The organism is Prevotella communis, assembly GCF_022024175.1.
In the GTDB taxonomy this organism is placed as follows: domain Bacteria; phylum Bacteroidota; class Bacteroidia; order Bacteroidales; family Bacteroidaceae; genus Prevotella; species Prevotella communis.
This window is the reverse complement of sequence record NZ_CP091794.1, coordinates 2,131,369-2,153,393: the sequence shown is the minus strand read 5'-3', so window position 1 is coordinate 2,153,393 and position 22,025 is coordinate 2,131,369. Positions and strand designations below refer to the sequence as shown.

Here is a 22,025-nt window from a genome sequence, read left to right as displayed (position 1 = left end):
ATGCCGAAGCATCCTCTTTCTTTATTTCTCCAACGATAGTTTGTACCACTCAAAGAGTTTCTTCACTCCTTCATCAATCTCAACCTTGTGTGTCCAACCTAATCGGTGCAACTTGGATACATCAATCAGTTTACGCATTGTGCCGTCGGGTTTTGTACTGTCAAACTCGATAGTACCTTCAAAGCCTACAGCTTTAGCAACCAGTTCTGATAGTTCGCGAATGGTCAGCTCCTTACCTGTACCTACGTTGATATGACAGTTGCGTATCTCGCCTAATGAGGGGATGGCTCCACCGCGGCCAGCCGAATGGTTACGGTCTACGGCGCCATCGGTCTTGGCACCATAGTGCACGCTGGAGTATTTCTCAATGCCAATCACATCACTGAAGTCTACGTTCAGCAGCACGTGTACGCTGGCATCCGCCATATCTTCACTCCACAGAAATTCGCGCAGGGGTGTACCAGTACCCCAAAGGGTCACCTTATTGTCTTCAATACCATACTTCGACAAGATGTTCAGTATATCGTCGTGTGATGATGACCCATCTACGCCCTCTACAGGACGTTTGTTGAGGTCAATGGCAATCTTGTCCCACTCGCCATCGTGAATCAACTTGGCCAGGTATACCTTGCGCATCATGGCTGGCATCACATGACTATTCTCCAGATGGAAATTATCATTGGGGCCATACAGGTTGGTGGGCATCACAGCGATATAGTTGGTTCCGTATTGCAGGTTGTAACTTTCGCACATCTTCAGGCCTGCTATTTTCGCAATGGCATATTCCTCGTTGGTATATTCCAGAGGCGACGTCAGCAGACAATCCTCCGTCATAGGCTGAGGTGCATTCTTGGGATAGATACAGGTAGAGCCTAGAAACAGCAGTCGCTGCACGCCGTGCTTATAGGCCTCGCCAATCACGTTGCATTGCATCATCATGTTCTGCATGATGAAGTCAGCACGATACAGGCTGTTGGCCATGATTCCACCCACAAAGGCAGCTGCCAGCACCACCGCATCAGGCTTCTCCTCATCAAAGAACTGGTGTACGGCCACCTGGTCTGTCAGATCCAGTTCCTTGTGACTTCTGCCCACCAGGTTTGTATAACCTCTCTGCAACAGGTTATTCCAAATAGCGGAGCCCACAAGTCCGTGATGCCCCGCTACATATATTTTCGCGTTTTTATCTAACACAATTCCTAATTGTCAATTATCAATTATCAATTCTCAATTCTCAATTATTTCACGATACCTTTCTCCAGATATTCTTCCAGATTGGTACGAACCTTGGCGGCAGCACCGTCGGCAGCAACCTTAGCCATATCGCTGTCCACCATAATCTTTATCAGTTCCTCAAACGAGGTTTTATTGGGGTTCCATCCCAACTTGGCCTTTGCCTTCGAGGGGTCGCCCCACAGGTTGACCACATCGGTAGGACGGTAGAAGTCGGGTGATACCTCAATGAGTACTCTTCCTGTTGCTTTGTCGATACCTTTCTCGTTAGCACCCTCGCCAACAAATTCCAGTTCGATGCCAACGTGCTTGAAGGCATAGTAGCAGAATTCGCGTACGGAGTGTTGCACACCGGTAGCAATGACAAAGTCTTCCGGTTTCTCCTGTTGCAGGATGAGCCACATACACTCTACGTAATCCTTTGCATAGCCCCAGTCGCGCAGACTGCCCAGGTTACCAAGATATAACTTGTCCTGCTTGCCCTGCTTGATACGGGCTGCAGCCAGCGTAATCTTACGTGTCACAAAGGTTTCACCGCGACGCTCACTCTCATGATTAAACAGAATACCTGAGCAGCAGTACATATCGTAAGCCTCACGGTATTCCTTCACAATCCAGAAACCGTATTGCTTGGCAACGGCATAGGGAGAGTAGGGGTGGAAGGGCGTTTCCTCGTTCTGGGGCACCTCTTCTACTTTTCCATAGAGCTCAGAGGTAGATGCCTGATAGATACGGCACTGGTCCTTCAGTCCCAACTGGCGCACAGCCTCCAGTATGCGGAGCACACCAACGGCATCCACGTCAGCAGTAAACTCTGGTGAGTCAAATGATACCTGTACATGACTCTGTGCTGCCAGATTGTATATCTCTGTGGGTCTCACCTTGCCGATAACGCCCAGAATACTCATCGAGTCGCCCAGGTCGGCATAATGCAGGTGGAAATTGGGCTTTCCCTCCAGATGGGCAATGCGTTCGCGGTAGTCAACTGACGAACGGCGTATGGTACCATGCACCTCATATCCCTTCTCCAGCAGGAATTCTGCCAGGTAAGAGCCGTCCTGGCCAGTGATGCCAGTGATTAGTGCGATATTCTTCATTTAGTTTTCTCCACTGAATTGCTTAATACGCTGTTCCTCTGACAGTTTACAGATAAGCAGCGTGTCGTTATTCTCTGCTACGATATAGCCGTCCAGTCCTTGTACAACCACTTTCTTTTCCTGTGTGGTGTGAATCATACAGTTGTGGGTATCAAAGACGCTGATATTCTCGCCAATGAGGGCATTGCCGTAGATGTCGCGCTTCGACTGTGTCTGCAGTGAGCCCCATGTGCCCAGGTCGCTCCATCCGAAGTCGGCAGGACAAACAAAGATTTCCTCAGCCTTCTCCATGATGGCATAGTCCACAGAGATATTCTCGCACTGGGGGAACTTCTCGTTGATCATCTCCTGCTCCTGTGGTGTGCCGTAGATGGGCAGCATCTGCTCGAAAATCTTGTTCATCTTGGGCTGATAGATACGGAAAGCATTGACAATTGTCGATACGTTCCAGATAAAGATACCCGCATTCCAGAAATAGTAGTTCTTCTTGATATACTGCTCAGCGGTCTTCAAATCGGGCTTCTCGCGGAAAGAGTCCACACGGAAGATGCCCTTGTTTCTCAATGATGAGGCTGAAAGGTCGGCCTGAATATAACCGTAGCCCGTCTCAGGACGTGTAGGCTTCATGCCCAGTGTCACGATGGCATCGCTCTCGGCGGTGAAGTTCATACACTCTGTGATGACACGCTGAAACTCCTGTACGTTCATCACGATATGATCGCTGGGGGTTACCACAATATTGGCCTTGGGGTCTTTTGACTTAATACGCCAGGAAACGTAGGCAATACAGGGTGCAGTATTTCTGCGGCATGGCTCGCATAGAATATTTCCTGCTGGCATCTCTGGCAGTTGCTCACGAACGATGTCTACATATTTCTGATTCGTGACTACCCAGATATTCTCAGGTGAAACCAGTTTGTTAAAGCGTTCTACGGTGAGTTGCAATAATGTCTTTCCCACTCCCAATACATCAATAAACTGCTTTGGCTTTTCTGCAGTGCTCATAGGCCAGAAACGGCTACCAACACCTCCGGCCATGATAACAAGGTGATTATTCTTTTGTGCCATAACAACTACTTTTTTTTCGACTACTATTTTATGAAGTTGCAAAATTACGGAAAAAGAGTGATACTTGCAAGTAAAAAAGGAAAAATTGTAACGCTCAATTTCCTATTTCAATTATTTTTCGTACCTTTGCGTCCTGAAATTTATAACCTAAAAATTATGAAAGCAATAAAAATCGTATTCATGTCGCTGGTGGCAACTATCCTGGTGAGTTGTGGCACCACATCTACCGTACCCATTACGGGACGTAAGCAGACTTTGTTGGTTAGTGATGGTGAGGTGCTGAGTCTCTCTACCCAGCAGTATCAGCAGTATATGCAGAGTGCTAAGGCATCAACGAATGCTACCAACACAGCGCTGGTAAAGCGTGTTGGACAGAATCTGGCTAATGCTGTGACGTCCTATCTTAACAGCAATGGCCTGAGTGCTGAGACGCAGAACTATGCCTGGGAGTTTAATCTCGTGCAGGACAAACAGGTGAATGCCTGGTGTATGCCTGGTGGTAAGATTGTGGTATACGAGGGCTTGCTGCCTGTTACTCAGGACGAGGCTTCGCTGGCTATCGTGCTGGGTCATGAGATTGCCCATGCTGTAGCAAAACACTCGGCTGAGCGTCTGAGTAATGAGTACAAGAACCAGTATGGTACTGCCATCCTTGGTGCTGTGGTTCAAGGTGCAGGCGTCAGCGAGAAGACGCAGGCACTTATCTCTTTGGGCCAGCAACTGGGTGGTGCACTGTGGACCTCAGGTTTCTCTCGTAAGCAGGAAAGTGAAGCAGACCACATGGGACTCATTTTTGCCGCGATGGCGGGCTACAACCCTCAGGTGGCAACATCTTTCTGGCAGCGTATGGCCGCTCAGAGTAGTGGCAAGGGTGGGGGGCTGTTTAGTGACCACCCCTCTGACGAGCAGCGCATCAAGGATATTCAGGGATGGATGCCCGAGGCTCTGAAATATTATGTGCCCAAAAAGACTACAACTAGCAAAACTAGCAAAACTAGTAAGACTAGCAAAACTAGTAAGACTAGCAAAACTAGCAAGAAGAAATAAGCTTCATATATTCATCGTAGCTGATATACCTGCCGCCCATCGATTCCAGATGGGCGGTTTTTAGTTGGCAGTCAATGATGCTGCCGTTCAGTTCCTGCATAGTCTTTGCCAGGTGTATCAGCGCCAGTTTCGAACCGCTTGGCACCAGTGAGAACATGCTTTCGCCAAAGAAAGCCGATCCGATGTTCACACCATAAAGACCACCTACCAGTCGCTTTCCGTTATGGTTATCGTCTTCGCCACCCTCCCATACCTCCACACTGGCAGCAAAGCCCTGACGATGCAGTTCGGTATAGGCCTTGATGATGTCTTCGCCCAACCAGGCACCTTCTTCCTCGTAGCGCAACTTACTGCAATTGTGGATCACACCTTCAAAATCCTCGTTCAGGGTGAAGGTATATTTCTTTTTATTTAATAAGGTGCGCATAGAGTGGGAGATGTGTATCTCATTTGGGAAGATGACGAAGCGCTCGTGCGGACAGTACCATACGGGTTCTTTGTTGTCGCGAAACGAGAACCAGGGGAATATGCCGTGCTGATAGGCCAGCAACAGCCGGTCTATACTCAGGTCGCCGCCCACCGCCAGACAACCGTCTTCATCGGCCAGGCGTGGGTCTGGAAACCACAAATCGTCGTCTAATTGGTAAACCACCTTATTGAATTAAGAATTAAGAGTTCTTGGCGGAGCCAAGCGGCGAAGCCGAGCGAAGAATTAAATTGTGATTTCTCCTCCGTCTTTGAGTGAGCCGAAGAGTATTTCGCGCATCAGTTGTGGCTTCAGACGCTGATTGATGACGCGGTCCATCTCGCGTGCGCCATATTCCTTTGTGAATCCCTCTTTCAGTAGGGCAGCGAAGGTCTCGTCCTTCAGCGTCAGCGTCACCTTCTTGGCGGTGAGCTTCTCCTGCAGTTCGCGCAGTTTCTTCTTGAGAATCAGCTCTGCCATATGGTGGTCCATATCGTTGAACACCACCGTACCGCTCAGTCGGTTGATGAACTCGGGCTTGAAGGTCTTCTTCACCTGTTTCAGCATCGCCTCACCGCGACTCATACCTCCTGTGAAACCGATGTTGGCCTGTCCGGCAAACTGTGCGCCTGCGTTTGAGGTCATAATCAGAATCACGTTGCGGAAGTCGGCCTTGCGTCCCTTGTTATCCGTCAGACGGGCGTAGTCCATCACCTGCAACAGAATGTTGTAGATATCCTGATGCGCCTTCTCAATCTCGTCGAGCAGTAGCACACAGTGGGGTGTCTTGCGGATGGCATCTGTGAGTAGTCCACCGTCCTCATAGCCAATGTAGCCGGCAGGCGAACCGATGAGTTTTGCCACAGTGTGTTTTTCCGTATATTCACTCATGTCAAAGCGTAGCAACTCGATGCCCAGTTCCTTGGCCAGCACACGTGCCACCTCTGTCTTTCCTACGCCCGTAGGACCAACGAATAGCAATGATGCCGTGGGCTTATTGTCGTCCAGCAGTCCTGCCTTCGACATCTGCACAGCCTCTACTACCTGACGGATAGCCTCGTCCTGTCCGTAGATTTGAGCTGAAAGGTGAGAGTTGAGAGTTGAAAGTTTCTCGTTGTCGTCCTCTTTCGTTGTTACATCTATCTTGCAGGTCTTTGCCAAGACCTCGGAAATCAGAGACTTTGTGACGACCTTTACATCTTCCTTCTTACCGCTTACCTCAAGCGTAGCTCCTGCCTCGTCAATCAGGTCGATGGCCTTGTCTGGCAGGAAACGGTCATTGATATATTTCGCGCTGGCCTCTACGGCATAGCGCAGGGCCTCGTCTTCATAGACCACCTTGTGGAACTCTTCATACCTGGGGCGCAGTTGCATCAGAATGTTCACGGCTTCGTCGATGCTGGGCTCCAAGATGTCTATCTGCTGGAAACGGCGTACCAGTCCTTTGGAACGGGATAAGTACTTGTTGTATTCTTCGTAAGTTGTTGAACCAATGAATCTTAAATCGCCTCGCTCCAGATATGGTTTTAACATGTTTGAGGCATCCATACTGCTCTCGCCCACGGCACCGGCACCTACCATGTTGTGTATCTCATCGATGTAAACAATGTTGTTCTTGCCTTCGCCTGCCACACCGTCCATCACCTGTTTGATGCGCTTCTCGAAGTCGCCGCGATACTGTGTGCCGGCCAACATCGTGCCCAGGTCCAACATATATATACTGCTGCCTTTCAGCCTGTCGGGCACGTTGCCTGCGTTGATGCGGGCAGCCAGTCCGTAGATTAGCGCCGTCTTACCCACACCGGGTTCGCCTACATGCAGGGGATTGTTCTTGTCGCGACGGCAGAGTACCTGTATGGTACGCTCCAACTCGGCCTCGCGGCCAATGAGCGGGTTCTTCTGATCCACCACGTCGTTCATACACGTCACCAGTCGTCGCCATCCTGCAGCCTCCTCCGTACGCTCCTCACCCTCGTTCTCGTCTATCAAACTTGCCTCCTCATAGGAAGATACGATATCGCTGACGAATTCAGGCTCACAGGCGCCCAGATGCTTCTTCAGCAGATAGGCTGCCCACGACTCTTCCAGTTCCAGCATGGCCACCACAACGTGGGGTATGTCCAGTGCCTCGGCACTACTTGAGATAACCTGTAGCGACGCCTTTCCCATCAGTTGATTGTATTGCTCTGACGGCATCAGTTGGTATTCTATGTTGTAGGGCACGAATCCCGTCTCTACCAACCTGTTTTCCACTTCGTCCATCAGCTCTGTAATATCACAATAGAAGTCTATCACCGAGCAGAATACGTCCTCAGAGAGCAGTTCGTAGAGCACTGTCTCGGGTGTTACAAATTCATATCGGCGTTCTTTGCAGAGCTCTATACACTCCTGCAAAAGGTCATTCAGTCTTTCTGTCAGTTTGATATCTGCCATAAAATCGATTAATCCGGTTCATAAGTAAGCCTCAGGGGAAATCCCTCATTGCGTGCCATCATCGTGGCTCTCTTCACTTTCGACACGGCGATGTCATAGGTATAGATACCCACCACGGCCTTGTCCGAGTGATGCACCTGAAGCATCAGTTTCTCTGCTTCCGCAGGCTGTTTGAAGAAAACATGTGTCAGCACCTTCACCACGAAGTCCATTGGTGTGAAGTCATCGTTGTGAATAGTCACCTTATAGCGTTGCGGCTCGCGCAAGTCTGTGCGCTGCCTCTCCTTTATCTGCGATTGTTCCTGTGGCATACCTTATTTCTTTATTGCCATTGGTTCATACGTTTCATTGTTCTCATGGTGCAAAGATACACTTTTTTATTGAAATAGTTCGTTATTTTATGAAAGAAAAAATGCATTTCTTGTCTGTCATCTCGATATTATTTCTTATCTTTTCCCTCGAACCACTTCGTCGTATCTCTGACGGAGAAACGACGTGTTGCTCATCGAGAAACGACGTTTCTCTTTCTAACCCCAAAATTTCGAGTCATAATTTAATGTTTAATGTTTCATGTTTTATGTTTAATATTTAATGTTTAATGTTTAATGTTTCATGTGGAAGTGTTTGAGAACTTTATAAGTATCTGTAACACAGGTAGAAACGATTATGCCCTGAAGTTGAAAGGTACAAAAAAGTGCAATTTGCAATTTGCCGTTTCTGGTGCCAAAGCAAGCAGTTTTTCTATCATTAGAGCAATATAAGATTTAACAATTCGTTAAGATTATTTAACAGACGAATTTTAGTCATTTTGAGCTATTGGCAACTTTGGTGAGCAAAGACAAGACTTTTAGCCAGTCAAAAGAGAGAAGATAAATCATCAAAATGGGGGCATTTGTACCGACCTTGTACCTCGGTTGCGCTAAGTAACTGTGTGACAAGGTCGGTTAATAATTCAAAGTCAACGAATGACACAAAAAATGTGCTGTCAATTGTATCAATGTTTATGTGTCACCAGACAGATAATCTTTGGTACAAATTGGTTAAAAAGGTCGGGAAAAGAAAGGTTGAGGTGACACTTTGAGGCAATAATGAAGTAAAAATAGGTGTGTTCACCTTATTTAATATGGCAAGTTATCTGTAATTGGTGGAAAAGTTGTAACTTTGCAGCGCAAAGTTTGTAAAAACAGCAGACAATATGGCAAAGATAACAGTACAGAACACGCAGATAACGGTCATAAAGCAGAACGAAGATGACTATATCAGCCTGACAGATATGTTGAAGGCGAAAGATGGTGAGTTCTTTTTTTCTAACTGGCTGCGCAACCGCAACACCATAGAGTTCCTTGGAATATGGGAGCGGTTGATGAATCCGAATTTTAATTGTGCCGAATTCGACATAATTAAATCTCAGGCAGGGTTGAACCGTTTCCGTCTCAGTGCTAAAGAGTGGACAGAAAAGACTAATGCCATCGGTATTATCTCGAAGGCTGGACGTTATGGTGGCACCTACGCCCACAAGGACATTGCCTTTGAATTTGCCATGTGGATAAGCCCTGAGTTCAAGGTCTATCTGATACGTGAGTTCCAACGGCTGAAAGATGAGGAGCAGAAGCAACTTGGCTGGACGGCAAAGCGTGAATTGTCGAAGATTAACTATCGTATTCACACGGATGCCATCAAGCAAAACCTGATTCCGGAAGAGGTGACGGCAGCACAGGCAAGCATTATCTATGCAGAGGAAGCGGATGTACTGAACGTTGCCATGTTCGGACAGACCGCCAAGCAGTGGCGTGAAGCCCATCCTGAACTAAAAGGAAACATTCGTGACTATGCTTCCATCAACGAACTTATTTGTCTGGCAAATATGGAGAACATCAATGCAGTTCTCATTGATGAGGGTGTGCCACAGGGCGACCGCCTTGTCCGCCTCAATCAGATAGCCATCAATCAGATGCGTGTGCTGGAGAACGATGATAATAGAAACCTCTTAAAATGACATGAGTGGATAGAATATAACATAGAACAACATAAGAAGCGTTGACTTTTTGATTCTTGTTCCAAAATTCGCCAAAATATTAACCTACGAGATGATAGAAGTTGATGCTCGCGTTTAGGCGCGAGCTGAGACTTGTATTAGTAGGTAGGCGTTTGGCGATGCCTTGGAACAAATGCACAGAATCAGACTCGCGCCATCTTTATGTCCAGCGATTAGGAAAGTTTAACGCCCGACAGTGCAAGATTTCCGGCTTTCGGCGTTTAATCAAACAGAGCAATTACATCAAAATTATAATGAAAATGAAAACAATGAAGATTTGGAGACTCGCCTTTGCAATGCTTGCTGCTTTCTCCCTCGCCTCTTGCAGCAGTGATAGCGAAGAAAATAGAGAATATCAGCCCGCCCATCGCTCGGCGATAATCAACGGTGTAAAGATGGTGCTGACAGATGCAGACGGCAACGATCTTTGTAGCCAGACAGAGACGCTTAGTTCACTGAAAATCTACGGCAACCTGTCAGGACAATATGCCTCAACAGGGAACATGAGGGAGGATGGGGTGATGTACATCAAGTTCAACGCCGACCTGCCCGACGAGCGGGACATCAAATACAACGAAGACAAGAGCATTGGGACGGGAACGTCCACGATGACCATCATCGTTGGCGGGAAAACCGCCCGTCTGACGTTTGCCTTTGAGATTACCGACAACAGCAATGGCGAGGAGATGTATGGCGGCAATGCCATCCACGTTATAGGCGCACAACTCGGCAATAAGACCGTAGCCAATGAAGAAAACGGCGACATGGTAATCGTGCTGGTCGTGGACGAAGGTGGCCTAACCCTCTCTGACGAAGTTCCCATTCCAGAAGAAGCCACGGCTACACACCTCATGGCCGATGCGCCGCTTGCGAACAAGGTCTATCTGGGTTCAGGGTACGACGTGACGGGAGCCTATCTCAGCAACGACTGCCTGCGCGAGAATGTGATAGACCTCAGCACATTCGACGAGAGCGACCAACCGAAGATAGCCGCATTTAGCGGCACGGGCAGTCTGGTGAGCGGTGTTGACAATGCCTGGGGATTTCTCAATGGGCTGCGCGTGGCTCAGGGCTTCACCATGGAGGGCGAACCGGGCGATGTCTATTTCGCAGGCACGTTTACGGACAATCCACTATTCAAGGAAGCATCGGAGCGTGGCGATGACTATAAGTTTCTGATGTATATTGACCGCTACATCGTCTATCGACACCAACTCAACATGACGATGTATCTTTCCAAAGCCTATTTAGAGCGGATACTGACCGACGAGTTCAAGCGGGCATTGGCCGAGGAGAGTGCTGAGCGCATCGTGGAACGCTTCGGCACCCACGTGCTGAAGAAGGCCTCAATGGGACTGAGCATCCTCTCGCTCTACCGCTCTGGCCTGAAAGCCAACACCCGTGATGAAGACCGCTTCACAGCAAGTATGTTCCGCCGTATGATGGAAGTCTATTACCCCATCTTCTGGGGCATCACCGACAGCAAGGCCACCAAGGGCGGTGCGCTGGCCGTTCAGTGTCATGGAGGCAACACTCAGCGGCTCGCGGCAGCCTTGGCTCGTTTCCCTCTGACGTTTGAGGTATCATCGGCAGGCATCGCCGATTGGTGGAATCAGTCAAGCGAAGAGAAGAGCGACCTTTCGCTGGCCCACCTACAAGACGACGACCTGATTCCCATCTACAAACTGATACCCGACGAGACCAAAAGGGCCGAGGTACAGCGTGCCGTAAAGGCGTATATCCACAGCCACCAGTTGAATTAACCAGAGCAGGAACTCATGAATACGATTTTGAGACTCGCCTTTGCGATGCTTGCTGCCTTCTCCCTCGCCTCTTGCAGCAGCGACGATGATGAAGAATTTCTGATGGACCAACTCGCGGGCACTTGGGAGCAAGTGTATGATGAAGGTGTTGTGGCTGAGGGGTATGTGCAGTACACGTTTACGCCTGGCAAGCCGGCTACAGGGGGTGAATGTACCATTCATGTGTATGATGTCTTTGCAGGCGACACGACATTTGTGCGTGACTATGCACTGACCGAGGACCGCCATCTGGCTATATACATCGGACAGTATGGCGGTACGCCCCCGGAAATCCAAGAGTATGATGTCCAAAAGCTTTCGGCAAAAACGATGACTTGGCATCTCACAAACTCGGATGTAGTTTTGAATTTCAAGAAAGTAAAATAAAAGGGACATGAAACATTTATTTACATTGCTATTGATAGCCTGTTCACTAACGGCGACGGCACAAGAAGAAAGAATCGACACGGTTATTCCTAAGTTTCTTTCCAACGGCTATTTCTTCCGTGAAATGCCTAAATTGCCCGACGGTGAGAAGTCCATCATGCGACTGAAAGACAAGGAGGGCAATAGTCTCGTCGTCATCAACGTCGATGCCACGCTGCCCAAGTCTCTTATCCGTCAGGCCATCCCGCGTGAGCAAGTCCACAATGCCGACCAGTTCCTGAACGGTCTGAACATGATGCACGAGATGGGCGAACTGACAAGGGCAAACGTGAAAGCCGACGGCACATTCTACTCGCCCAAGGCCGGTGAGCCGTTCCCGCAGTTCAATGAGAAGGATATGGACGGGCGCACATGGACGAACGACAGCATTCGAGGCCGCGTGATGGTGCTCAACCTGTGGTACTCCGGCTGCGGCCCCTGCCGTGCCGAGATGCCCGAACTCTCCACGTGGAAGGAGCAGTTGCCCAATGTGATGTTCTTCTCTGCCACCTACCACGATGCGGAGCTGGCCAAGCGTATTACCGACAAGCACCACTTCACGTGGACGCATCTCGTTGAGGCCAAGGACATGATGTCGTGGATTGGCACCGAGGGTTTCCCCTTCACCGTTGTGGTCGATAAGCAGGGCATCGTCCGCTATGCCGTCCACGGCACGAGCGAGGATAAACGTGCTGAGTTGCTGGCAAAGATTAAGGAGGCTGATGCAGAATAAGCCGCACACGCTGTCGGGCAAGTCGTGGATAAGGACCAGCACGGCAGGTTTCGAGGGCGACTGCAAAGGAGAAATAGAATGGGGGCCTATCTTTAAGAACCGGAAAGACTATCTGCTGACCGACATTATGGTCGCCATCGACAAGTGCGAGTACGAGGAATGCCTATTGAGTTTCAACTGTTACGAGGTTCGGGACAAGAAGTTTGTCAATGTACTGAACAAGCCCATCTACCTGCGAGTCACGCCAGCCGACAATGGCAAACAACTCAGCGTCACCCCTGTGGAGTCTGTCGTTCTGAAAGGCAAGAAGAAATACTGCGTCACTATCAGCGTCGTTGACATCAAGGGCAAAGGCAGGCTGTCTTTCCCCGCCAACTTCAAGAGCAGTTATGCCCGTCACAAAGTGAAAGGAAAAATGAAGAAAATTCCTGGCTGCCCGATGATTATCGTGAAGGGCCACGAGGTGGAATTGTAGATACTATATTTATCGGACTGCTATCATATAGCAGCTGCTTATCTCGAAATTCCTTGCTGGTACTTCTGTATTCGTCCATCGTATCTGCCATCAGCAATGTCGTGGACTTCATGGTCGGCACGTCTCAGTTCGTTAGCGTTGAACCTGCCCAAAGTGCTTGCCAGCCAGACAAACCAGTCTGCCACCTGCTTCAAGGTGGCACTGGCAAGGTCGGCAAACATCTTCAGGTATTGCTTGATGGCGTATGACTCGTTGTCCCAGAAAATGTCACCATGCTTGCCGCCTCGACCGCCGAAGCCTGAATAGGCAAAGTCCTGAATGGCTTTGATGCAAAACTGCAAGCCCTCGTCAATGCGGTAGATATATGCAGACATGGCAAAGAACATCGGGTCTTGCCAGTCGCCACGCTCCTTGATGGTGTAGAAGTCCCGCAGCTTCTTGTCGGCTTTCGCTGATAGTCCAGCAACTTCCTGTTTCTTGGCATCAATGGCATCATCAAGTGCCTGGGAGCGGTTCGTCTTATTCCTGATGTCAAGGTCGAGGCGGTTGCTGCGCTCTGCTTTCGTGCGGTTGGCACTTGTCAGATAGTCGTGCTCTTTCCACAAGTCTGCCATTTCTGTTTTTGCTGCCTCGACCTCTGCTTCCGCCTCCTCCTTCTCTGCAATGGCTTTCTTCGACTCTTCCTGTAGCTGTTTCTTCTTGCTTTCCTGCTTCAGGATGATGAAGTCGTTCCGTTCCAGATGGTCAATCCCTGTCTCTGACTTCTTCTGCCCTCGCTGCATGTCCAATGTCTCAGCTACCAAATCTTGGATGGCAGACATGTCCTCGGCATTCAACTTGAAGGACTTGCCCGTGTCGTGGTCCATCCAGTCCCAGATGATATGAGCATGGTAGTTCGGTTCCCATGATGCGGGGTCTTCGGTGGCTGGCTCCGCCGAGTTCTGTCGCGACTCGGCAATGTTCAAGCCTGCTTGACATTGCTCTCGCTGCTCCATCACTTCATAATGGCCTTCGTCCTTATGAATGTGTATCTGTATGGCTCTGATGCCCCACCTCTCGTGCACTCTTTTGACATAGCGCAAAAGGTCTTCCATCGTCGTGTCGGGCTTGATGTTCACCACACCTTCACGGATTGGGCTGCACCCCTGACGGACACGCTGCTTGCCTTTCTTGTCCGTAAACTTCACGTCCTTCTCCTGCATCGCCCTGCCAGTCTTCTGCTTCACCATGACACGGATGTCGTCAGTAGGACACTAGGGACAGGCAAGTGTCTTGCTCCGATGGAAGATGTCTGATGTCTGAAGGCTGATGTTCGAGGGCTGTTTAACCCAGAAACAAAAACGATATTACTGACTTTTAATCTGCCTTGTATATGATAGCAAGAAAATTCTCTAGAGAATTATTATCTTTATAACTAAGTAGCAAATGCTATATCACTTAGTAAGGACAAAATTCTCTAGAGAATTTCTTTATTACTTTACTGTCAAAAATGCTTTAGCCTGCTCTTAGGCAGCAATCACTCTGCTCCTAGGCTGCTCCTAGGCTGCTCCATGGAGCACTCACGAGCGAGGCTAGAAGCAGACTGCAGTAAGGCATCAGTTTCTCTGCTTCCGCAGGCTGTTTGAAGAATACTTGTTTATTTGAGATAGGTCTTGAAGAACTCAGCCAACTTGTCCCAAGGAATCATGTTCTTGGGCTGACCCTGGCCTGCTTTTTCCTCATAGCCACCGTCGTAAAGGTCACAGTGAGTAGCATCGGGGATGATGAGCAGTTGCTTGTTCTCGGGGTTGGGATTGGGCTCACCAACGAACTTGTAGCCTTCGGCTTTACCCTCTACCATATAGTGATAGGCGGCCTCGCCAAAGTAGCGTGAGTGGGCATCGGCACCGTGCATCACGAGAACGGCAGAGCGAATCTCATTGATGTAGTAAAGGAAACGGCTGTTGGCGTAGGCCTGCGTACCGATGACGCGCCAACCGTCGTTAGAGTTGCCAGAGCGCTTGTGATAACCACGTGAAGTCTTGTAGTAGTCGTAGTAGTCGTGCACAAAGTTGGGAGCCTGTGGTGGAACGGTGTCCAGTACACCGCCAGCCATAGCATTGGGGTCTGCCAAACGCTGTTTTGAGAGGTTCTCGCGGTTTCTGTGGCGCCACTGCTCATTGTCGAAAGCATCGTTGTAGTCGTTTCCGCTGACACGGGTCATATCATACATTGTTGAGGCTACAGTAGCCTTGATGCGTGTGTCGGCAGCGGCAGCATTCAGGGCGATGCCTCCCCAGCCGCAAATGCCGATGATGCCAATCTTCTCGGCATCCACATAGTCCTGCTTCGACAGGAAATCGACAGCCGCCATAAAGTCCTCGGTATTAATGTCGGGCGAAGCTGTACGACGCGGTTCACCGCTGCTCTCACCTGTATAGGAAGGGTCGAAAGCCAGTGCCACGAAACCACGTTCCGCCATCTTCATGGCATAGAGTCCGCTACACTGCTCCTTCACTGCTCCGAAAGGCCCAGAGACGGCGATGGCCGCCATCTTACCTTTGCTATCTTTCGGCGTATAAAGGTCTGCCGCCAGCGTCAGTCCATACTGTGTTTTAAACGTCACCTTCTTGTGGTTCACCTTCTCGCTCAGCGGAAACACCTTGTCCCACTCCTGCGTCAATTCCAACTTCTGTTCCATATCGTTATTAGTTGTTTGTTTGTTACTGCTTGTGCAACCTGCCAGCATTCCGACCAGCATCAATGCAGCTAAAAATGTTCGTTTCATGTTGCTTGTTAATTGATAGTTCAAACCTCTCAGCCGAGAGCGGTGCTACTTCAGATTTACCAACTCATACTTCTTGGAGCCAAGGCCAATCTGGGCTGCATGGTCGATAGTGTGTGTACCATGTTGCTTGTCGATGCGCTTCAGCAAATCGGTAGGGTCGTTCTTGGCTGTTACCTTCTGCTGATTGATGATGTCGATGCAGGCCTGGTCGAGCGCTACAGGGTCAGTAGAGGCGAGGATGCCATAGTCCTCCAGTTTTACGGGTTCGGGATGATCCACGCAGTCGCAGTCTATTGACATGTTGTTCATCACGCTGATGTAGATGATGCCCTGCTTCTTGTTGAAGTAGTTCACCACAGCTTGCGCGGCAGCTGCCATACTTTCAAGGAATCCGTCCTGATTACCGATGAACTCTGGTGTCCACAACTTGCCCATATCCAGTTTCTCCATCTTGCCGGCAGAGTGGATGTAAGCCTTGCCGTTCTGACTAGCACAGCCGATAGAGAGATTTTTCAGCGCACCGCCATAGCCTCCCATAGGATGCCCCTTAAAGTGATTGAGGGCAATCATGAAGTCATAGTTAGCTATGTGGCCTCCTACAATGTCGTACTTGATGTGCGTTTGATCCTTTACGGGGATGCGGATTTCATCATATTCGTCCATGATATCTACAGGGAAATATTTCGTGAAACCGTGACGCTCAATCACTTTCCAATGATTCTCCGATGTGTTGCGGTCATCCTTCTTGTCGGCTGGCGAGTTGCCGTATGCGGTGTTACATTCCACGATGGTGCCATCCACCTCGAATATCAGGTTCTTCACCAGTTCCGGCTTCAGGTAGTTAGGGTTGCTACCCTCTCCAGTACTCATCTTAACGGCCACGCGTCCCTTAGCGGGAACACCCAAGGCTTTATAGATTCTCACCAACGACTCAGGACTGATTTCTCTTGTCAGATACACCTTTGACTGTGCGAAAGCAGCTGCCGATGCCACCAGCATCAATGCAACAATTGTTAATGTCTTCTTCATATCTTATGCCTTTATATGTTTATATTCTTAGGGGTTATTTTGAGAGAGCATCGTACTGTTCGTTACTAACAGCCTCACACCACTCGTTGCTTGCTCCTTCCTGAATATCCTTATGATAGGTGAGGTGCTGAAGCCATGAACCCTTCTGCGCTCCATGCCAATGCTTTACTTCTGCAGGAACAGCAATGACAGTGCCGGGAGTAAGCTCTTGCGGCTCCTTGCCCCATTCCTGATACCAGCCTTTACCGGCAACACAGATGAGTACCTGCACTTGCTTGTGATGGATGTGCCAGTTGTTACGGCAACCAGGCTCGAAGGTGACGTTTATCACACCACCACCGACATCTGCCAGATAACTCTGGCCGATGAAATACTTTCCGTAGGGATTTGGCTCACCCTTGGGCCACTTGGTGCTTAGAGTGTAGCCCTCGTTGCAGAGCCAAGTGCACAGTTCATCGACGAGCTGCTGACTATTTCCCATATTTACGGCACCCTGCTTGTGGGCAGCGAGTTGTGGTGCTACGCCCTCAAGACCACTCAGGGCTGCTACGGTTACTATTTCGCGATCGGCAGCAGAGAGTTGGTCACCAGCAAAGATGTCACCAAAGAGGTGTGACTTCAAATAGTAGTCGTCCTGCGGACAGAACTCATAGTTGAAAGGCTTTCCTGAGAGTTGTGTCTGGTTCTTGGTGCCCAGTTCGTAGGCCTTTTTGGCATCATCCCACTCAGCAGGACGCTTCCAAGGCTTTCCTTCCTGCCAATTCGCCTGCTTGCTTTCCAAAACCTTACTCAAAACTCCCAGCGCATTCAGACTTCGTGGGAAACCAGTGTAGGCATAGAGTTGCGAGAAAGCCTCCTTCAGTTCGTTGATGGTTACACCACCATCGAGAGCCTTTCGTACGGCAGGCTCCAAACGATTCATGTCACCCTGTGCCATCAGGCAGGCACATGCTGCCAATCCCTTTTGACGCTCCGTCAGCGTCATTCCCGACGTGCCGTCGCCTACCCGTTGCATTTGTGCATTTGCTGTTACCATAGTCATCATCATGATTAATAGAGTAAAAAATAATCTTCTCATATATAAAGACCTTTTCATTCTTCTCTACTTTCTATATTATACATTTTCTCCTAATTCAAAAGCCTCCTGCAGTTTGGGATTACCCTCAATCTCACGAGGGTCATTCACACCTCCGCAGAAAAGCGTTCCTGCCAGGTGACTTTTGGGATAGCAGTCTATCCAGCCCGTCAAGCCCATTTCGGCACGCTTCGGCGTCTGCTCATCATCCTCTGCAGCCGTTGTCAGCAGATAGACGTCACGAAACGCATAATCCTGTTCATACATCGCATTCATGCGGTCTATGAGGGTCTTCATCTGTCCGCTCATCTCATAATAGTAAATTGGTGTAGCCCAACATACTACATCGGCCTCCAGTACCTTTGCCATGATGTCGTTCACATCGTCGTTGATGACACAGCGACCCAGCTTTTGGCAACCAAAGCAGCCTTTGCAAAACTGTATATTCTTACCTACAAGAGAAATCTTCTCTACTTCGTTTCCAGCAGTCTTTGCTCCTTCAACGAATTTGTCTGCTAACATGTCGCTGTTTGAGCCGTGACGCAGACTTGTGGAAATAACTATAACTTTTTTCATAATATAACTTTTTTACCATTCTTTATATATATTCCCTTAGATGGATTCTCAATCTTCACACCATTCAGGGAGTAAATTCTCCCCTCTCTAACTGGAGAGGGGTTGGGGGAGAGGCCCTTGATGCCAGTAGGCTTTGCAAGCGACAGGGTAACACTGATGTTGCTTTCGCCTGCTTTGAGGAATGTGCGAAGCTCATTTTCTGACAGTCCGTCGATATGTCCTAAACGAGTATAGCTCCAAGAGTTTGACTCGTAGAAGATGCATATGTTGCTGCCGTTATAAAGCACGATGTCTCCGGGTAGGGCTGTCATCTGCTCGTTTTTCGTTGTCAGCGATTTGCCTAAAGAACCCCATATCTCAAAATCGTTGTCGTTAAGAGTAACTGTTATGGAGGCATCCTGAAGTGCCGCAATCAACTCGCGTGTAGCTTCATTATCGACCAGTGTCGCGCTTTGCGTTTGTCCGCCGATGGTGATATATATCTTATCCATAGTAGTATTCTTTTCTGCGAAAGTCAGTGTCTTGAGCCAGTTTTCTATCAGTGTGGCACGATTACTGTGGTTGCTGGCGTTAATCCACAACGCATCACCCATCCATGTCACATCAGGCAATAGTCGTTTGGCATCATTTACCACACCGCTGATGCTACTCGAATGACTTGATACAATCATGCCGACGTGCTTTCCTGCCATCTGAGAGGCACTCTGAAACAGGTAAGACTGCATGATGGCAGCCATCTGACTCCACCACAACGGGGTGACAATGATGATGTTCTGGTAGTCGCTGAGCGATGTCGTTACAGGGTCGATGGCTGGGTAACTGCTGACATCGTTAGGATTAGCCTTGATGGCATTCAGCAACTGAGTACCAAGGGCATAATTGTTTGCCTCGTACCTTAGTCCCTTTTCTGCAGGCTGAATCTCCAGCACGTCAGCCTCTATCTGACTGGTCAGCGTATTTACTATCTCACGGCAGTTACCTGTATAGCTGTAATATACCACAAGCGTCTTGGCTGTATTTGCAGGTTCCTCAGCCTTCACTTCGTTATCTGCGGAACAGCAGCAGAACAACATTGCTGCTAAGAATGATAAAATCTTTTGCATCGTTATCGTTGTTTTTTGAATATCAGTTTCATTGTCTCTGGGTCGAGTGGCTTCATGGTGGGCAGTTTCAGGTCTTTCACCATATGAAGCGTGCCCTGCTTGTACTTCTGGAAGTGCTCTGTCTTCAGATGTTGCTGATAAGCTTCATCAGAGGCGTAGATTTCAAGAATGCGAATCTTTGTAGAGTCTTCGGCACTCTGCATCGGGTAGAGGCAGATGACGCCTGGCTCGCGCTCTATACTCAGGCGATCCACCTCGTTGGCAAAAGCTAAGTATTCCTGCAAATACTGCGGATAGACCTCAATCTCAGCAATGCGGACTATAAGAGACCCTCCTCCTTGCCCCTCCCTGTGATGGAGGGGAGTAGATAGTGATTGGGTGAGGCTTTGGGCATTCTTCCATAGAATCATCTCCTTGAACGGTGCGAGGTCAGGTTCTTTCGAGAGATAGTCCTTCATCCTCGCCAGACTCTGCGTGAGCACCTGTGGGGCCACGTAGGGATAGTCGGAACCATAGAGCAGGTGGTCGGGCGTGGTGATGGTGAGCAGCATGTGGATGACCTCTGGAGAGTGTGCCCCCGCAAGGTCGTAATAGAGGGTGCGGAGGTTGGCCTCGTAGTCAATCTCACCTACCATCTTGTTGGTCTGCATCACGGGCGTCAGCGACTTCATGCGGGGAATAGCCAAAGGCAGATAGGCACCGCAATGGGGAACCACCACCTTGATGTCATTGTAGCGAGCCAGCACATTGCGTGAAATCATGTTCGACACGGCACGGGTGGTTTCTGAGAGATACTCCTGCATGGCGAGCGGTGTCTGCTGCATCACCTGCTTATTTACTGGCTCGGGGCGATGCGGATGCAGGATGACAATAGCCTTGCGCTCATTCAACACAGAGAAAAGCGTGTCGAGTTCGGGTGCACCTAGATACTGTCCGTTTACGTTTGTTGCCAGTTTAATGCCGTCAGCCTTCAATACATCAAGTGCAAACTTCGCCTCTTCGATGGCTTTCGATACATCAGGCAGGGGTAGGGCAGCACAGAACAGGAATCGTCCGGGGTGTTCCTTCTTGATGCGAGCGGCTGTCTCGTTGGTTTGCCTCACCACTTCCGCTGACGATGGTTGTGGAGCTGCCAATGTCAACACCGATGTCTCCACACCAGCCTCGTCCATCCATCTGAGATGATTCTCCACATTGTACTTCGGCAAGGGGAATCCCTCGTCCATCACACGTCCCTCTGTTTCAAGAGCCGACACAAACTCAGGAGTGATGATGTGGCTGTGCACATCAATCACGCCCTGAGCGAAACCGTTTGCTGCTATCATAAGACTCAGCAATAAAGCTTTAATTCTCAATTCTCAATTTTCAATTTTCAATTAATTACAGGCTATCCTTCAGTACCTGTACAACCTCATCGCGATTCAGAATGTAGTAGCCACCCTGACAGATGGGGCAGGCATCAGCCATTCCCTCAATCAACTCTGGCTTGGCACCACATTCGGTGATATTCATCGCCAATCCCAGTTCGCGCATCCACTGCTCCATCGTCTCCAGACCTTCCATCGCAACCTGCTCGTCGGTCTTAACCTCGGCAGAAACGCCCCATACGTTCATGGCCAGACGCTTGAACTTCTGCACGGCATCGGGCGACTTGCTGATGAGCAGACGGTAGTAGGCACCGCTGACGGCAGCGAGGGTGTGACCGTGAGTGGCATCGGTATAGGCAGCCACAGCCTGACCCAGCATGTGCACCATCCAGTCGGTGGCCTTAGCGCGGTCGATGAGTGTGTTGAGTGCCCAAGTGGCTGTCCACATGATGTTCGAACGAGCCTCGTAGTCCTCAGGATTCACGTTAGCCTTGCGGCTGCTGACGATAAGTGAGCGCATCAGTCCTTCGGCGATATAGTCGCTGGTGTTGTCGTCGGTGCCAGAGAGATACTGCTCCAGAATATGACTCATGATGTCGTAGATACCAGCCACCATCTGATACTTGGGAACAGTGAAGGTGAAGCGAGGATTGAGGATGGAGAAGTCGGGGTTACGGAAGTTATAGAACAACTTGCGGTTCTCCGTATGGCTGGAGATAACCGAACAGCTGTCCATCTCAGAGCCAGTGCCAGCCATTGTGAGCACACAACCCACAGGAATCCAACGGCAGGTCATCGGTTGCCAGTTCTTGAAGTAATACTCCCAAGGGTCACCATCGTACCAAGCACTTCCGGCTACGGCCTTACAGTAGTCAACGGTAGAGCCGCCGCCCACACCAAGGATGAAATCCACATTCTCCTGGCGAGCCATGTGGGCTCCCTCTAATACCTTCTCTATAGTAGGATTGGGCATCACACCGGCTATCTCTACCACCTCGCAGCCTGCCTTCTTCAGCTCGGCCATCACCTGATCGTAGATGCCGTTGCGCTTAATGCTGCCACCGCCATAGCAGAGCATCACCTTCTTGCCATAGTTCTTCAGTTCTTCACTCAGTTTGCTTAAAGAATCCTCACCGAAGTGTAACTTCGTAGGATTGTGGAATGTAAAATTGCCTAACATAATTATTCTGTTTTAAGTTTCTGGGTGCAAAAGTACACATAATATATTATATAGGTATTACACAAATTGGCTGATTATATACCAATTCCGCAGAAAGTGCTTAAATAACGTAA

Annotated in this window: 20 protein-coding genes; 6 read left to right on the top strand and 14 right to left on the bottom strand. The window is 49.3% G+C overall.

Annotated elements, in window-relative coordinates; genetic code table 11:
• Window positions 1–21 precede the first annotated feature (21 nt).
• From L6466_RS08880 to L6466_RS08870, 3 genes are read right to left on the bottom strand one after another with little or no spacing between them, the layout of a single operon-like run.
• Window positions 22–1,194: a GDP-L-fucose synthase family protein gene (locus L6466_RS08880; RefSeq protein ID WP_237803150.1), complete on the bottom strand. Its 1,173-nt coding sequence runs from the start codon at window positions 1,192–1,194 to the stop codon at window positions 22–24.
• Between the two features lie 44 nt (window positions 1,195–1,238).
• Window positions 1,239–2,330 (bottom strand): GDP-mannose 4,6-dehydratase, encoded by a 1,092-nt coding sequence (gmd, locus tag L6466_RS08875; protein ID WP_237803151.1) that lies wholly within the window; start codon window positions 2,328–2,330, stop codon window positions 1,239–1,241.
• On the bottom strand, window positions 2,331–3,398 hold the full coding sequence (locus L6466_RS08870) for a mannose-1-phosphate guanylyltransferase (protein WP_237795983.1): 1,068 nt from the start codon (window positions 3,396–3,398) through the stop codon (window positions 2,331–2,333).
• Between the two features lie 156 nt (window positions 3,399–3,554).
• Here L6466_RS08870 and L6466_RS08865 point away from each other — a divergent pair, with 156 nt between their 5' ends.
• A complete protein-coding gene (locus L6466_RS08865; RefSeq protein WP_237803153.1) occupies window positions 3,555–4,445 on the top strand; it encodes a M48 family metallopeptidase in 891 nt (296 codons plus the stop codon).
• Here the strand turns inward: L6466_RS08865 and aat are convergent.
• Genes aat through L6466_RS08850 form a run of 3 tightly spaced genes read right to left on the bottom strand, consistent with a single transcriptional unit; the run spans window position 4,429 to window position 7,655 of the window.
• Entirely contained in the window at window positions 4,429–5,097 is a 669-nt protein-coding gene (gene aat / locus L6466_RS08860) for a leucyl/phenylalanyl-tRNA--protein transferase (RefSeq protein ID WP_237803154.1), read from the bottom strand. The genes L6466_RS08865 and aat overlap by 17 nt on opposite strands.
• Window positions 5,098–5,157: 60 nt before the next feature.
• Window positions 5,158–7,344: an AAA family ATPase gene (locus L6466_RS08855; protein WP_237803156.1), complete on the bottom strand. Its 2,187-nt coding sequence runs from the start codon at window positions 7,342–7,344 to the stop codon at window positions 5,158–5,160.
• 8 nt (window positions 7,345–7,352) lie between these two features.
• Complete coding sequence (locus L6466_RS08850) at window positions 7,353–7,655, bottom strand: ATP-dependent Clp protease adaptor ClpS (protein WP_237796008.1); 303 nt, start codon at window positions 7,653–7,655, stop codon at window positions 7,353–7,355.
• 884 nt (window positions 7,656–8,539) lie between these two features.
• Here L6466_RS08850 and L6466_RS08845 point away from each other — a divergent pair.
• The 5 genes from L6466_RS08845 (at window position 8,540) to L6466_RS08825 (ending at window position 12,815) form a co-directional block, all read left to right on the top strand.
• Window positions 8,540–9,340: a KilA-N domain-containing protein gene (locus tag L6466_RS08845; protein ID WP_111898462.1), complete on the top strand. Its 801-nt coding sequence runs from the start codon at window positions 8,540–8,542 to the stop codon at window positions 9,338–9,340.
• 308 nt (window positions 9,341–9,648) lie between these two features.
• Complete coding sequence (locus tag L6466_RS08840) at window positions 9,649–11,142, top strand: MACPF domain-containing protein (RefSeq protein ID WP_237796010.1); 1,494 nt, start codon at window positions 9,649–9,651, stop codon at window positions 11,140–11,142.
• A gap of 15 nt (window positions 11,143–11,157) precedes the next feature.
• Window positions 11,158–11,568 (top strand): hypothetical protein, encoded by a 411-nt coding sequence (locus tag L6466_RS08835; RefSeq protein WP_237796012.1) that lies wholly within the window; start codon window positions 11,158–11,160, stop codon window positions 11,566–11,568.
• Window positions 11,569–11,575: 7 nt separating this feature from the next.
• The gene (locus L6466_RS08830; RefSeq protein ID WP_237796014.1) at window positions 11,576–12,340 is read left to right on the top strand and encodes a TlpA family protein disulfide reductase; all 765 of its coding nucleotides are present in this window, start codon (window positions 11,576–11,578) and stop codon (window positions 12,338–12,340) included.
• Window positions 12,330–12,815, top strand: coding sequence for a hypothetical protein (locus L6466_RS08825; RefSeq protein WP_237796016.1), 486 nt, complete (start codon window positions 12,330–12,332; stop codon window positions 12,813–12,815). Before L6466_RS08830 ends, L6466_RS08825 begins: the two co-directional genes overlap by 11 nt.
• 38 nt (window positions 12,816–12,853) lie before the next feature.
• Here the strand turns inward: L6466_RS08825 and L6466_RS08820 are convergent, their stop codons facing one another.
• The 8 genes from L6466_RS08820 to L6466_RS08785 all read right to left on the bottom strand — a co-directional run bounded on the left by L6466_RS08820 (window position 12,854) and on the right by L6466_RS08785 (window position 21,912).
• Window positions 12,854–14,044, bottom strand: coding sequence for a hypothetical protein (locus L6466_RS08820; protein WP_237803157.1), 1,191 nt, complete (start codon window positions 14,042–14,044; stop codon window positions 12,854–12,856).
• Window positions 14,045–14,451: 407 nt separating this feature from the next.
• A complete protein-coding gene (locus tag L6466_RS08815) occupies window positions 14,452–15,582 on the bottom strand; it encodes an alpha/beta hydrolase (protein ID WP_431356492.1) in 1,131 nt (376 codons plus the stop codon).
• Window positions 15,583–15,627: 45 nt separating this feature from the next.
• Window positions 15,628–16,611: a DUF362 domain-containing protein gene (locus L6466_RS08810; RefSeq protein ID WP_091854389.1), complete on the bottom strand. Its 984-nt coding sequence runs from the start codon at window positions 16,609–16,611 to the stop codon at window positions 15,628–15,630.
• 34 nt (window positions 16,612–16,645) lie between these two features.
• Window positions 16,646–17,689 carry a carboxymuconolactone decarboxylase family protein gene (locus L6466_RS08805; RefSeq protein ID WP_237803158.1) on the bottom strand — a complete coding sequence of 348 codons (1,044 nt, stop codon included), beginning with the start codon at window positions 17,687–17,689 and terminating at the stop codon, window positions 16,646–16,648.
• A gap of 36 nt (window positions 17,690–17,725) precedes the next feature.
• Window positions 17,726–18,262 (bottom strand): flavodoxin family protein, encoded by a 537-nt coding sequence (locus L6466_RS08800; RefSeq protein WP_237803159.1) that lies wholly within the window; start codon window positions 18,260–18,262, stop codon window positions 17,726–17,728.
• Window positions 18,259–19,365 carry a cyclophilin-like fold protein gene (locus L6466_RS08795; protein ID WP_237803160.1) on the bottom strand — a complete coding sequence of 369 codons (1,107 nt, stop codon included), beginning with the start codon at window positions 19,363–19,365 and terminating at the stop codon, window positions 18,259–18,261. The genes L6466_RS08800 and L6466_RS08795 overlap by 4 nt, the downstream gene beginning before the upstream one ends.
• A gap of 2 nt (window positions 19,366–19,367) precedes the next feature.
• Window positions 19,368–20,690, bottom strand: a complete 1,323-nt coding sequence (locus L6466_RS08790) for an amidohydrolase family protein (protein ID WP_237803162.1) — start codon at window positions 20,688–20,690, stop codon at window positions 19,368–19,370.
• Window positions 20,691–20,745: 55 nt separating this feature from the next.
• Window positions 20,746–21,912 carry an iron-containing alcohol dehydrogenase gene (locus tag L6466_RS08785; protein WP_237796042.1) on the bottom strand — a complete coding sequence of 389 codons (1,167 nt, stop codon included), beginning with the start codon at window positions 21,910–21,912 and terminating at the stop codon, window positions 20,746–20,748.
• Window positions 21,913–22,025 lie beyond the last annotated feature (113 nt).

Coding starts and splice junctions, on each gene's coding strand:
- gmd (WP_237803151.1), bottom strand. CDS start 2,330: ATGAAGAATATCGCACTAATCACTGGCATCACTGGCCAGGACGGCTCT.
- L6466_RS08870 (WP_237795983.1), bottom strand. CDS start 3,398: ATGGCACAAAAGAATAATCACCTTGTTATCATGGCCGGAGGTGTTGGT.
- L6466_RS08865 (WP_237803153.1), top strand. CDS start 3,555: ATGAAAGCAATAAAAATCGTATTCATGTCGCTGGTGGCAACTATCCTG.
- L6466_RS08855 (WP_237803156.1), bottom strand. CDS start 7,344: ATGGCAGATATCAAACTGACAGAAAGACTGAATGACCTTTTGCAGGAG.
- L6466_RS08850 (WP_237796008.1), bottom strand. CDS start 7,655: ATGCCACAGGAACAATCGCAGATAAAGGAGAGGCAGCGCACAGACTTG.
- L6466_RS08845 (WP_111898462.1), top strand. CDS start 8,540: ATGGCAAAGATAACAGTACAGAACACGCAGATAACGGTCATAAAGCAG.
- L6466_RS08840 (WP_237796010.1), top strand. CDS start 9,649: ATGAAGATTTGGAGACTCGCCTTTGCAATGCTTGCTGCTTTCTCCCTC.
- L6466_RS08835 (WP_237796012.1), top strand. CDS start 11,158: ATGAATACGATTTTGAGACTCGCCTTTGCGATGCTTGCTGCCTTCTCC.
- L6466_RS08830 (WP_237796014.1), top strand. CDS start 11,576: ATGAAACATTTATTTACATTGCTATTGATAGCCTGTTCACTAACGGCG.
- L6466_RS08825 (WP_237796016.1), top strand. CDS start 12,330: ATGCAGAATAAGCCGCACACGCTGTCGGGCAAGTCGTGGATAAGGACC.
- L6466_RS08820 (WP_237803157.1), bottom strand. CDS start 14,044: ATGGTGAAGCAGAAGACTGGCAGGGCGATGCAGGAGAAGGACGTGAAG.
- L6466_RS08815 (WP_431356492.1), bottom strand. CDS start 15,582: ATGAAACGAACATTTTTAGCTGCATTGATGCTGGTCGGAATGCTGGCA.
- L6466_RS08810 (WP_091854389.1), bottom strand. CDS start 16,611: ATGAAGAAGACATTAACAATTGTTGCATTGATGCTGGTGGCATCGGCA.
- L6466_RS08805 (WP_237803158.1), bottom strand. CDS start 17,689: ATGAGAAGATTATTTTTTACTCTATTAATCATGATGATGACTATGGTA.
- L6466_RS08800 (WP_237803159.1), bottom strand. CDS start 18,262: ATGAAAAAAGTTATAGTTATTTCCACAAGTCTGCGTCACGGCTCAAAC.
- L6466_RS08795 (WP_237803160.1), bottom strand. CDS start 19,365: ATGCAAAAGATTTTATCATTCTTAGCAGCAATGTTGTTCTGCTGCTGT.
- L6466_RS08790 (WP_237803162.1), bottom strand. CDS start 20,690: ATGATAGCAGCAAACGGTTTCGCTCAGGGCGTGATTGATGTGCACAGC.
- L6466_RS08785 (WP_237796042.1), bottom strand. CDS start 21,912: ATGTTAGGCAATTTTACATTCCACAATCCTACGAAGTTACACTTCGGT.